Raw genomic sequence first — 13,219 nt, 5'->3', positions numbered from 1 at the left:
TATTGAGTCTAAGTACGTTTAAACTACATATTACCAAGCTCTATCATCATTGCTGTGTACATACGTAAATTCAGTTCAAGTTGCTCAAGTGTCATAAATTCATGCTCTGAATGACCTGTGTAGCGCTTACCTGGCATTGAAGGGCCAAACGATACCGCATTATCAAACAGCTTTGCGTTAGTGCCACCACCTATTGATACAAAGTCAGCTTTTTCGTCGCCCGTAAAATGCTTGAAAATATCAAGCAGCTTTTGCGCATGCGGCGCGCCATCAAGTAGCATCGGTGTGCCAATAATTGTTTCTATGTTAGCAAGTGTTACATTGTTAGTAGCTTGCCAATTAGCGAGTGCATCATCAATTTGCTTTTGTAATACAGCTTCGTCTTTACCCATTGGGCGACGTGCATTTACAGCGAGTGTTAGCGCATTACCATCACGCTCAATAACTGTTGGTGCCACTGTCATTGGGCCCATAAAGTCGTGCTTGTAAGCTATTTCGCCAAATTGTTTACCGTGAATGTCTAAACCAATTAACTGATTCACAAAGTCGATTAGCTCGCCGTCACTGTTATTTTCAAGCTCCACACCTTTAAATAACTCAGCTAAATAAGCAATGGCATTTATACCCGACTCCGGCTCAGATGAATGCGCCGACATACCTTTAACGCTTATTGCTAAGCCATTACTTTTTTCACTAAAGTTAAATTCAACTTTATTTAATGTTTTAGCTTTTGCTTTTAATGTATTAATAAGTGCCGCGCCTGCATTGTGCAGAACTAAGCTGGCGTCTTCTGGAATTTGGCTTCTAAACGCACCGCCAGTTACATCGCTTACATATAAACCCGTCTGTGGTGATGTTGCATTAAAAGTAGGTGCAATTAAGCTCCAACCTTTCTCGGCAACCACTACAGGGTATGATGCATCAATCGTTACTGCATATTTTGGTTGCTCATACGTTTTCATGAATTTAGTAAGCGGTTCCCAATCAGACTCCTCAGCAAGATAAATCATCAGCTCAATACGGTTATTAAGCGTTATGCCTTTATCTTTAATTGCCTTCATGGCGTAAAGCGCTGTCGTTATTGCACCTTTATCATCCTCAGTACCACGACCAACTAATTTACCCGGTTCAGATGTATCAATAATAAAAGGGCTTTGTTTCCATTTGCTAGCATTAGCAGGTTGCACGTCGCCATGGGTTACTACCGTTACTTTTTCGCTTTGCTCGCCCATACCAATTAATACGGTGTAGCCTAAATCTTGATAGTCGAAACCAAGCTCTGCGGCTTTCATTTTTAAAAGTGCTTTAAAGCCAATAAAATCGGGATTTTGAGGAGCGCTAATGTCGCTTTTATTAACGGTTGGAAAAGCCACTAAGTTAGTTAGTGTGTGTATTTGAGCATTTTGGTAGGTATTTACTGCGTAATCGGCAACGCTATCAATATTTTTATTTAACTGCGCATGTGCGCCAAATGCAAATAAAGCAATACTGGCTAAAGCTAACTTTTTCAAAACAATTCCCATTTAATTAATAACTAAGAGCGGTAATTATAACGCTATGAAGCGCTTACTTATAGCTCTTTACGCCAGCACATAGGTAACTTAAGGTAAATAACCGAAACTCTGGATAATAAATCTATCTCAAGCAGCTATTTTCAGCGCTAACTGCGTTGAACTTACTTGCAATAGGCCAAGTAAATCTCTTGCCCAGAGTTCATGTTAAATATTTATATAGCAGCTTTTATGAGGATGACTGTATAATGCGCGACTTAAAATTAAGAGAGTATTTAATTGTGAACCGTCGTAAAAAAATCGTCACTAAATTTCAAAAGAAAGATAAACGCACTAACGCTAAATTGCATAAAAGCAACAAACCCTCTTATGTATCAAAAGCTGAGCGCGAAAAACTAGCTGAACAAGAAAGTAATGAGCCAGAGGTAATCCAAGAGTAACTTTACGTTACCTGTTGCTTTGATAATTTAAAGAGGCAAAAGTACCGACCACTTACATAACATACCACTGCCGTGGCAACTATAAGTTCAAACGTAGCTAAGTAATTAACTGTATCTACATATGGCATTGCGAGGTTTATACTTTGCATCCAGTCTTTCATTTTAAATAATGCAGTTGCCCCAATAACCATTGGAAATGTAAAAGCACCGTAGCTCGGCGAAAAAGGTCTGCGTAATAACTTTATAAATAACACATAAACAATCAGTGTTTTTATTATCGCTAATATAAATAATGCCCCCACTATAACAAGTGATGGATTAGCTACAATATGAAAATACCCCGCTAATGTTAAACTGGCAGGCGCAGCTAAAATGGCAAGTGTTGGCTGTATTTCGTAGTCACTTTTTAATGCTAATAAAAAACGATAAAACATAATTGGCAGCATTATAGCGTACGTTGATATACCAATAACTAAAGCACTATAAGCTAACCACGCTAATGTTGGATTTCCCGAAAAAGTAATATCTGCAATAATTATCCCCACTGGTGGCACAAACCAACTGGGCGCCATATCTTCAAAATTAAACTTTTTTGCTCGCTGGTATAAAAAGCTCACCAAAAATATGAGATGCAACACAAAAGCTAAAACCCACATAATGTCGCCAACTAATGGGTTAAATTGCCCAACTGAGTTTGAAATAACAAGGTTAGCCATAGCAAATGTAGGGATCACACTTCCTGCAACTGGGTGTGCTAAATCGGCTTTTAATAAATGAGGGTGCAGTAAAAACTTGGCTGCTAAAAGTAAAATTAATACAGAGGCGAGTAGCGCTCCCAAAAATTGCCCGTGATTATTTAAGTTAAAAACATTTTCCCATGCCCACCCCATACTAGCAATACCCAAAGCTAAACCGGCCATAGCTGTTGGCGCACCCATCACTTTATTTTTAAATTGCTTAAACACTGTATTTCCTAATCATTGGGTGATGAACAAGTTATTGCTTTTTACTGCACTGCCTTAAAATAACGCTGTGAAATTAGTATAAGCGTGCTTAATAGAACGCTTTTTGCGTACAAATATTTCATAAAAAATAAGCTTACGGCTTAATTATTAAAGCGCAAAAAAGCCATAACATGGTTATGGCTTTTGCTTTATTTTAAATTTGAATATGAGGTTAATTAAAACGCATAGCTAGCACTTATATTAAATGAGCGCCCCTGTCTTGCAAGTTGTTCAAACCCGTTGCTGCTATCTTGTTTAAGTGCTGCAATGCTTACGCCACCTAATGGGAGTTGGTAGTACTCATCAAACACGTTACTCACTTCTGCGCTTAGCGTTAATGCATCCCATGTGGCTTTAGAGCTTAAATTAACCAAGCTGTAGCTGTCTGTTTGGTTTTCAAAACGATTATTATCTACACGGGTTTTAGTATCTACCCACTGCCAAGTTAATGCGTTTTCAAACCGACCCATTTGCTGGCTAATACCTAGCTGGGTTTGCAGTGGTTTAATTTGATAAAGCGGCTGGTTAGTATCGTCGCGCTTGCCTCTCGTATTAGTAACATTAGCGTGTAACTGCCAGTTACCTAATTGCTTAGATTCATAAATGTTGGCTGTTAAATCTATTTTGGCACCATATAAAATGGCATCTACATTAGTAAACTGCAAAATATTACGCGCTGTGTTGTCCAAATCATAACTATTGAAGCTTCTTACAATATCAGCATCAATATAATCATTCACATCGGTATACCAAACATTAGTGCTTAAACGCCAACGGTCATCTTTAGCCGATTTAATATAAGTAGCACTTAAAGTATGCGCTGTTTCAACGTCTAAATCAGGGTTACCAATATAGCCATTACCATCGCCATACCAACCAATCATGGTGGTTGCCATATTACTTACGCCCCAGCTGTATCGCTCGTATAAATTAGGCGCGCGGTTTTTACGGGCAAGACCAAATTGTAGCTCATCATTATTTGTTATTTGGTAGTTAATTAATAAATTAGCGTCAACTACAGTGTCTGTTTTATCTCTGTCGCCAGCATTAAAGTTCTGTGCAGCAATAGTGTTATCTGTAGACATATCGCTCATGGCCATACTTTCCATACTACCCATGTCGCTCATATCGTCCATATCCATCATGCTCATACCATCGTTGTAAGGCTGAACCTCACCTACTTGGGTATTAACACTTTCAATACGTACGCCTGCGTTTAACCACAGTTTTGTATTTATTTGGCTCTCGTATTCAGCAAATGCCGTTATGCGCTCTCGTTTGCCATTATTTATATTTACGTAATCGTTTGGTCCCATCATAGTTGAGCCTTCGATACCTGGCCACCAATCATCAATGCTGTAATTGTAATATTCTTGACCGAGTAAAATACTGCTGTTTTTATCAAGGGCAATACGCCATTTAAGCTGCGTACTTATATCTTGTGCATCGGTTTTCATTCGCATCATGCCTGTTTTTTCTTCACTAAAAAAACCCATTTCGTGCTTTACGCTATGCCAGTTAACTTGCCCTTCAAGCTCGCTGTTTTCAAAGGAGCGTTTGTATTGAGCTATTGCACCGAAACTCTTGTTATCGGTCATATCCATATACTGATTTGCAAATCCCTGATACGGGATTTTTTGATGTGTTAGCTTTATCACTAATTGCTGTTTATCATCGCGCATAGCTGCGGTTAAACTATAATTTTGTGCTCGATACAATGTATCTAATACTACATCGCCGTTACCGTCTTCATAACTATCTGCGTCACTAAACGAACCCTGATAATTAAGGCTAAGCGTGTCACTTGCTAAACGTGCACCTATGCCAAGTTTACGCCCGTTATCAATGCTACTGTACTTTGCTGACACATAGCCAGAGTGCCAATCTAATTCATTGCTATCGCTATACTGTGGTGAAATAGAATTTACGCTTATAACACCGGCAATATTATCGCCGCCCGCGCTTACAGCCGACACGCCTGCAACCACATTGTAAGACGTAATTTGATTAGCCGAAATATACGAAAGTGGCGGGTTCATGTGATTAGCGCATGCAGCGGTAACATCTGCGCCATCAATTAACACTTTAACTCTGTCGCCCATTAAACCATTTAAAATAGGGAGGTTAGATACGCCGCCCGCGGCTGAAAAATCGACACCTAAATCACTTAATAACGATTCTGACGAACCAAGTGCTAAATGCTTATTTTGAGCATGTCCGTGTACTTCAATTACTTCTAAAGGCGTATCGTCGGCAAATGCAAAAGGAGATAGCACACCGCTAATAAAAAGTGCGACAGGGGAAAGTAAGTAAGTTTTTTGAGTTTTGCTTTTATAAACCATTGTTAATTTATGCCACTGTAATAATTGGCGTAATTATAGTGTGAACTGCAAAAGCAAAAGCGCGACATATTGTCGCACTTTATCAATTAAGAATGTTGTTAGGTGTGTTTAATCTAAAAGGTCATATAATAAATTAAGTATTTAACTTAGCGACCGTTTGAGAAACAATATCTGCTCCGCGTTCAATCTCTTTAATGACCTCAGATACATTCGCAATAAGCTCCCGGCCTTGCTCTGAAGAGTCTGAAACCGACGTTATTTGTCTTGATATATCATTAGTGAGCTCTTGGTTATTTTTAACAACGGTCGCTATTTCATTAGTTGAACTACTCGTACTGGCTGCAAGTTGTCTTACTTCATCAGCTACTACAGCAAAACCACGGCCGTATTCACCAGCACGAGCAGCTTCAATAGCAGCATTTAGTGCTAGTAAATTAGTTTGATCAGCAATGCTGCTAATTGTAGAAACAATGGAGCCTATAACAGCTGATTGTTCATTAAGATTTTTAATTAAATCAACTGACTTAAGTACTTGGCTTACAATGGCATCGGAGTTTGCAACAGAGCTTTGTAGTATTTCAGAGCCTTTCTTAGCGGTCTGCGCAGTAGCTACCGCCGATTTATACGCTATTGCAGCAGCTTCAGTTACTGCACTGTTATTATTAATTCGATCGGTAATATTTGATGCAAACTTAATTATTTTAATTACACTACCTTTGCTATCTAATATTGGATTATAAGTAGCTTCTAGCCAAATTTCTGAACCATCGGCGGCAATACGTTTAAATTTTCCTGACTTAAACTGCCCCTGCGCTAATTCATTCCAAAAGCGCGGATTTTTCTCATAAAATACTTCAGTACAAAACATTTTATGATGCTTACCTACAATATCTTTTAAGCTATACCCGATTGTTGTTAAAAAGTTTTGGTTTGCGCTTAAAATATTTCCTTCAGGAGTAAACTCTATCGTAGCTAATGCTTTATCAAGTGCACTAGCGATAGCTTCTTGTGCCTTTCGTTGTATGTAACTAGCCGTAATATCAGAGGCTATTTTAATAACCTTAGTAACTACGCCGTGCTCTTCAACCGGGAAGTAAGTTGCTTCAAGCCAAAGCTTATCACCATTCGCTTTGTATCTTAAAAACGATCCTGCTTTAGAGTCACCTGCCTTTAATGCTTGCCAAAACTTGCTGTATTCGTTTGAGCTTGCATACTCTCTTTCGCAAAACATACGATGATGCTTACCAATTATTTGCTCTTTACTGTAACCAATAGTTTTTAAAAACAACTGGTTTGCGTCTAATATTATTCCTTCAGGGGTAAACTCTATATAAGCCACATGCTTATTAATTGCAGATAAAACAGACTGCTTTTGAATTAATTGAAGCTCCATTTCTTCAATTTTTGCGTTTTTTTTAGAAATACCAAACATATAAAAACCTTAAGGAGTAAATTAGCACTAGGGTTGTTGACCTAAAATTAGCAAATTAATGTAATATCAATATGTAACTATACTGTAAATATAAGCTTTAAATAGCCTTTCAGCTAATATTTAATACCTTACAGGCGCCTGCTTTATAAATAGTTTTTTTATTTTATGAATTTTAAGTAGTATTTTCTTCTAATTAATATTTTAAAAACCTAACAAAAACACTAATTTATGCATGACTCTGTACTTTTTTTAACTTAAAATAGCACTTTCACAGACTACCCTCTCACACCAAAATTTAAGCATACATATAATATTTTCTATTCAGAATTTATTGCGCTGTTTCACTTTTAAAATTAAATCTTAAGGGATCATCTATGACATCAGATGTAACGTCGGCATCTAGTCAACTTAACAGAACCGCTATTTTACTCGTATTAGCACTTGGCACATTTATTTTAGGATTATCTGAGTTTTCGATGATGCCTATGCTGCCACTAATTAGCGAAACATTTGGCTCAACGCCCTCACAAAGTGGTTACGCAATTAGTGCTTATGCCATTGGTGTTGTAGTTGGCGCCCCTATTTTAATGCTCACTACAGCTAATATGAGAAAGCGTAAAGCATTGCTCATTTTTATAAGCTTAATGTTTATCTCAAACGGGTTAAGCGCGATGGCAACATCGCTTGAGCAGCTTGTAATATTTAGATTTTTAAGTGGCTTACCTCATGGTGCATATTTTGGTGCTGCTATTTTATTAGCATCAGATATTGCCCCAAAAGGTAAGCGTGCTAGCTTTATGTCTAAGGTGTTTATGGGTTTAACTGTGGCTACTATTGTTGGCGTGCCTATAGTTACACTTGTAGGTCAAAATTTAAGTTGGCGTTATTGTTTAGCTGGCGCTGCAGTACTGGCCTTTATTGCTTTTGTTTTTGTTTATAAAGTAGTGCCTAATATCGATAACGCTAAGCCTTCTAACTTACTAAACGAGTTTGGCGTACTTAAAAATAAACTGGTTTGGTCCATTTTGGGTATTGTAATTATTGGCTCTGGCGGAGTGTTTTGTATTTATACTTACATTGCCGACACCATATTAGTGGTAACAAAAACAGCCCCGTATACTATTTCTATCGCAATGGTAATGTTTGGTATCGGTTGTACACTCGGTAACTATGTACTGGGTAAAGCTGCCGATAAATCAGCAATTAAAACGACTGGCCTTGCGCTTGTATGTACTATTGTATTTGCCTTTGCATATGTAACGGCAAGCCATAATATTTGGGCTCTTTACGCGGTGATCTTCTTTATTGGTTGCAGTGTGGGCTTGGCTACGCTGATTCAAACGCTTTTAATGGACGTTGCGCCCGAAGGCCACGCTATGATTGGTGCCTTAGTACAGTGCGCATTTAATACAGCCAATGCTATAGGCCCTTGGGTTGGCGGAATTGCAATAGCGCAAGGTGCCGCACCTAATCAAACAGGTTACGTAGCAGCTGCATTGTTTTTAGGTGGTTTGGGTATGTGGCTATTAAGTTACTTACAACTAAACAAACAGCAACCAACAGCGCAAGCAACTAATTAACTGAGTCCTGGTTAATTTAAAATACAAAAAGAGCCGCTAATTAGCTGTCTCTTGATCACAAGTCTGACTCAAGAGATTTTGCTAAATCGTAGCCTTCCAGGATGGCTTGTAACTTAAGCCATCCTTTCCATAACACTTTCACAGATGCACGCCCTGTGCGCTTGGTATCTTTCCAGCCTCCTAACTTTGCCAGTTCCTGATACGCCCATGACATATTTGGAGCAGTTTCAGGCAATGGTGTTTTTATTCTCTTTAACCACAATAACTTCCATGCTTTGGGAGATAACAGTTGTTCACAACTTGGAGAATCAGGCTGCTCATTGGTGAACTTTAGTTGCAATATTCGCGTCGCAATAAAGCCATTAATCGTCACCAATCTTTCCATGTTATCTTGGCTTTGAAGGCGTAAACTTTCGATATCCGTACCATCACTTTTCCAGACTTTATGGTATTCCTCTACAAGCCAACGGTGCTCATAGTAGGTGATGATAGCTAAGGCGTCTTCTTTGCTGGTGACTGGTTCACTGGTTAATAGGTGCCAGCTTAAGCCATTCTTAGCGTTTCCTCGCTCTGTACAGCCGACATAGTAAACTGGGAGGGAGTGTCCTTTCTTATTGTAAGGCGCTTTGAGTGTCACTGGCGCATAGGTGATATCCAGTGTTGCGCTTCGGGCTTTTCTTCCTCCTTTTTGTGCAATGTGGATGTGTTTGGTGCCTGCACTCATCAGCTCGCTTGCAAACGCATAGAGCTTATCCTCACCTTCTTCAATATGACGACTTTGCATCGAGCGTACGACGAATCGTTGCTGCTCGGTCAGTTTATACTGCAAGTATTCGTAGATGTCCGCTTCGCGGTCACACACCGATATCACGTTCGCCATTTGTCCTTGCAGCCGCTCTGCCATCGCTCGTGACGCTGACTCCCACTTGTAACTTTCTTTTTCTTCGTAAGAAGTCGTCGCGTGTTTTTCTCTTTTTCCAATCGTGTTGATATCACGACTCCAGCGAGACTGTTCAATTAATCCCACAACTTGCTTTGTGTCTGGCGCAAACAGTAATACGCTATGAGCTAACAAGCCTCGTTGTTTTGCTCCTCGTCCGACATGACCCAAATCATCTCGAATGGAGGAATGCTTATAAATTAGTGTGGTCGTGTCTTCTAATGCGAGCAATAAGTTATGACTTTTTGCTTGTTCAACCGTGGCTTTAAAGCCTGACTCTGCTATAGCCGTTGCGTCAATATTCTCGTTGCGAATAAAGCGGTAGGCACCTTCCATATCGGCGGGGGATTGAGTGATGTTCACAAGTGGTTTTCCTGGTTCATTTGCAAGCGTTGATGCTAACTTTACCAGACGCGCTGTTCTTCTTGGATCACCTAAGTCCGATTTACCGAATTGTTGTTTTGCCCAATGAGTATGTTCGTTAATCATAATGTGCCCTCAAACAAGATTTGAAGATCTGATCATGACATTGAGATTTAGTTCAAAAAAATCCCCGCTAATTTCTTAGCAGGGATTTGTGTATAAGAGACAGCTAATTAGCGGCTCTTTTTAGGTGAAATTAAGCGTTTAACGATGCCATATCAATAACAAAGCGGTATCGTACGTCAGATTTTTCCATACGCTCGTATGCCGTGTTAATTTCGTCAATGTTGATCATTTCGCACTCAGGTAGCACGTTATTTTCACCACAAAAGTCGAGCATTTGTTGCGTCTGTGCAATACCACCAATAAGTGAGCCTGCAATACGACGGCGACCCATTAATAATGGCACCGTGCTTAGCTCATCTACAGGGCCAACTTGGCCTACAATAACTAAAGTACCATCTACATCAAGTAGCGGTGTGTAAATAGATAAATCATGTTTTACAGGTACCGTATCTATAATGACGTCAAAGGCAGATTGCGAGTCTTTCATTTCGTCATCATTAGATGACACTAAGTAGTGCTGAGCACCCAATTTAACCGCATCATCTTTTTTAGACTCACTACGGCCAATTACCGTAACGCTTGCGCCCATTGCAACTGCATTTTTAACGGCCATATGGCCAAGTCCGCCTAGACCAACAACACCAACACGGCTACCTTTTTTTACGCCCCACTTATGTAGTGGCGAATACGTAGTAACACCTGCACAAAGTAGCGGTGCAACGCGTGAAATGTCTAAATTTTCTGGTACAGAAAGTACAAATTCTTCGCGTACAACAACATGTTTAGAATACCCACCTTGGGTCATTTCACCACTAATGCGGTCTTTGCCTGCGTACGTACCAACCATGCCTTCGCGGCAAAATTGCTCTTCGTCGTTATCACATTGATCGCAACTTTGACACGAATCAACCATACAACCCACAGCAACTGTGTCGCCTTGCTTATATTTTTTAACGTCGCTACCTACCGACATAACTTTACCAACAATTTCGTGCCCAGGTACTAGCGGGTAGTCACTGCCACCCCAATCATTTCGTACGGCGTGTAAATCTGAATGGCACACACCACAGTATAAAATTTCAATTTCTACATCGTTATTTCGTAAATCGCGGCGCTCAAAAGAAAACTCTGTCAATTCAGAACCTTGGCTTTTTGCTGCATATCCTACTGTTTTCATAATAACTCCATAGTGGTTAAAAATTTAAATTTTAATAACCCTAACGCAGTTGTCGTGAATACAAACTGACACTAAAAACAAAAAAGCCCAACAATGTTGGGCTTTAATACGCTAATAACCGAATACAGGCTAAGTCGTTTTATTTTTCAAGTAAGCTGTTTAATTCATTAATAATTGAATGAATGCGCTCTGCATTTTTTCCTAAATCACTACGCCCTACTCGCGACTTACTACGAATATCAACAAAACGTTGGCTGCCTTCATCTTTAATACGAATTACCACATCGTCTTTAAAACCAAACCATGTTGTTGTATCTGTAGCTTCTACAATACCTGTAGCCGTGTTTGCACTTACTACTGCAAAACCAAGATTTTTAACTGCTTGTTCGCTTGCTGCCATCAAATCGGCTTTAGATTGTGCAAAGCTTAACGTGGCCAGTTCAGGGTATGCTTTGCGTTGCTGTACTGCCGTTTCTTCACCCGCGTACTCTACTGGATTTGGTGCTTCAGCACGCAGTGGCGCAATTGCTACAAATTTTGGTGGGTTAACTAAATCTGTTGAAATGTCATGAATTGCCGGTACGCTTTTAGCTTTGTTCATCATATTAAGTGGCATAGCAATAGCCACAACCGAAAACACAAGCGCAATAACACCACTGCTTAGCGTTAACGTTTTACGCATAAATAACGCTTGTATTATAAGTAGCACCAATGCAGCGCCACCAGCGTAAACACCAAATTTAAAACCAGCAAACGCAGTTCCTAGCTCTACAATACCAAATTTATACAAAGGCCCTGGCAGTATGACGAGTAAAAAAGCGATTAGACTAACTAAGCTCACTAAAACTTTCATTTTATGATTCCTATATTGTGTGATTTTTATTATTAAAACAATTAAGCACTATTAACCAGTAGCTTATACTACTAACAAGTGCTTTTAGATTACTATTAGCGACTAATTACACAAAAAAGTCCAATGTTGTGTGATCAAAGTTACTCAAGTTTGGAAAAATATCAACAAGCTCAGAGCTTAGCACACCAAACCACTGAGCCAATGTGGCAAAGTACTGCTCATTAGCAACACTTGGAATTAAACGACCGCCACCGGTATCTTGTGGGCCATCCAAATGTTGAGTTAATAGCTCGCCATATATATTGCCGCCTTTTACTGCGCCGCCCATTACTATTTGGTTCCCTGCCCAACCATGGTCAGTGCCATCGCCATTTGAGGTCAACGTGCGACCAAAATCAGACATAGTAAACGTAGTCACTTTATCAGCCATATCAAGCTGTTTCATCGCACTATCAAATTCACTTAAGCCTTGAGCTAACGTATTTAATAAAGCAGGGTGCGTTGTTAATTGGTTGTCGTGGGTATCATACCCCCCCATAGAAACAAAAAACACTTGGCGTTGAGTACTCAATTTTGCCTGTACGCTAATTGTTTTAGCAACGGCGGCAAGTTGCTCACTAAGGCTATTATCGCTAAATGGGGTAATAAGTGCAGGCGCGCTTTCTAACGCGCTGTTCATTGCTTGAGTGTTATTTATCGCACTTGTTAAGCCATTGGCATAAGCTGTACTTAACGGATGGCTCGTATTGCCTAGTAAGCGGTTCATAATAGCGGTACGTGCTCGCTACGAGGTTGATACCCTCCAAACGCGTTAATACTACTAATGCCGCTTTTGTTAAGCGCAAATGCATTGCTAGCACTTCCCGTTTGCCATAAATTAGTACCGTCGAGTGATACATTAGCTGCAAACTCATCTTGTAACTCTAAACGCTCTAAAAGTCGTGCGCCCCACCCGCTATTAAGTGATTGTTTTTCTCGACCATACATCCACGCAGCTTGCTGATCGTTATGCGAAAACAAATGCTTAGGCAAACCTATTGTTTTATTTTTATAGTCATTCAATGTTGTGGGAGCGAGTAAAGTACCTACCCCGCCTATAAATGCTAAATTTTGAGATTCAAACACATTTTGTATCGGTTCAAGTGAAGGATGAATACCGACTCCACCGGCAAACTGGCTTTTAATGCTTAGCTCAAGTGAGCTTTCTACCGCTAGGTTTTGCCTGCTTTGCTCGTACAAACTCCGTTGCTCGCCTTCAAGCGGAACGAGCATATTTAACGAATCATTCCCCCCGTATAAATACACACACACTAATGCTTTATAATCACCTAGCTCAACGGCATTAGTCGCTCCAGTTAATGCTTGTAATTGCAGGCTCGTTAACGCGGCAGTCGATACGCTGCCTTTTACACATAAAGACAAAAACTCTCTTCTATTAATGCTCATTATGC

9 protein-coding genes and 1 pseudogene are annotated in these 13,219 nt (G+C 39.8%); 2 read left to right on the top strand and 8 right to left on the bottom strand.

The window, feature by feature from the left end:
- Positions 1 to 23: 23 nt before the first annotated feature.
- Entirely contained in the window at positions 24 to 1,511 is a 1,488-nt protein-coding gene (locus RB214_RS04690) for a dipeptidase (protein WP_309168490.1), read from the bottom strand.
- A gap of 248 nt (positions 1,512 to 1,759) precedes the next feature.
- Here RB214_RS04690 and RB214_RS04685 point away from each other — a divergent pair, with 248 nt between their 5' ends.
- Positions 1,760 to 1,951 carry a DUF2986 domain-containing protein gene (locus RB214_RS04685; RefSeq protein ID WP_309168489.1) on the top strand — a complete coding sequence of 64 codons (192 nt, stop codon included), beginning with the start codon at positions 1,760 to 1,762 and terminating at the stop codon, positions 1,949 to 1,951.
- Positions 1,952 to 1,953: 2 nt separating this feature from the next.
- Here the strand turns inward: RB214_RS04685 and RB214_RS04680 are convergent, their stop codons facing one another.
- The 3 genes from RB214_RS04680 to RB214_RS04670 all read right to left on the bottom strand — a co-directional run bounded on the left by RB214_RS04680 (position 1,954) and on the right by RB214_RS04670 (position 6,729).
- Entirely contained in the window at positions 1,954 to 2,916 is a 963-nt protein-coding gene (locus RB214_RS04680) for a TDT family transporter (RefSeq protein ID WP_309168488.1), read from the bottom strand.
- Between the two features lie 215 nt (positions 2,917 to 3,131).
- Complete coding sequence (locus RB214_RS04675) at positions 3,132 to 5,297, bottom strand: TonB-dependent receptor domain-containing protein (RefSeq protein WP_309168487.1); 2,166 nt, start codon at positions 5,295 to 5,297, stop codon at positions 3,132 to 3,134.
- 133 nt (positions 5,298 to 5,430) lie between these two features.
- On the bottom strand, positions 5,431 to 6,729 hold the full coding sequence (locus tag RB214_RS04670; RefSeq protein ID WP_309168486.1) for a PAS domain-containing methyl-accepting chemotaxis protein: 1,299 nt from the start codon (positions 6,727 to 6,729) through the stop codon (positions 5,431 to 5,433).
- Between the two features lie 374 nt (positions 6,730 to 7,103).
- On the opposite strand from RB214_RS04670, the gene RB214_RS04665 reads away from it, so the two are divergent.
- A complete protein-coding gene (locus tag RB214_RS04665; RefSeq protein WP_165744381.1) occupies positions 7,104 to 8,309 on the top strand; it encodes an MFS transporter in 1,206 nt (401 codons plus the stop codon).
- A gap of 55 nt (positions 8,310 to 8,364) precedes the next feature.
- Here RB214_RS04665 and RB214_RS04660 read toward each other — a convergent pair whose 3' ends face one another.
- From RB214_RS04660 to RB214_RS04645, 4 genes and pseudogenes are all read right to left on the bottom strand, one after another.
- The gene (locus RB214_RS04660) at positions 8,365 to 9,738 is read right to left on the bottom strand and encodes an IS4 family transposase (protein WP_024598303.1); all 1,374 of its coding nucleotides are present in this window, start codon (positions 9,736 to 9,738) and stop codon (positions 8,365 to 8,367) included.
- A gap of 130 nt (positions 9,739 to 9,868) precedes the next feature.
- A complete protein-coding gene (locus RB214_RS04655; RefSeq protein ID WP_309168485.1) occupies positions 9,869 to 10,915 on the bottom strand; it encodes an NAD(P)-dependent alcohol dehydrogenase in 1,047 nt (348 codons plus the stop codon).
- A 139-nt stretch (positions 10,916 to 11,054) separates the two neighbouring features.
- Entirely contained in the window at positions 11,055 to 11,768 is a 714-nt protein-coding gene (locus tag RB214_RS04650) for a DUF1499 domain-containing protein (RefSeq protein WP_309168484.1), read from the bottom strand.
- 106 nt (positions 11,769 to 11,874) lie between these two features.
- Positions 11,875 to 13,214, bottom strand: a pseudogene (locus RB214_RS04645) (DUF1501 domain-containing protein).
- Between the last annotated feature and the right edge of the window lie 5 nt (positions 13,215 to 13,219).

This window comes from Pseudoalteromonas sp. HL-AS1 (assembly GCF_031198785.1).
Classification (GTDB): Bacteria; Pseudomonadota; Gammaproteobacteria; order Enterobacterales; family Alteromonadaceae; genus Pseudoalteromonas; species Pseudoalteromonas distincta.
This window is presented reverse-complemented; position numbering and strand designations above follow the sequence as displayed.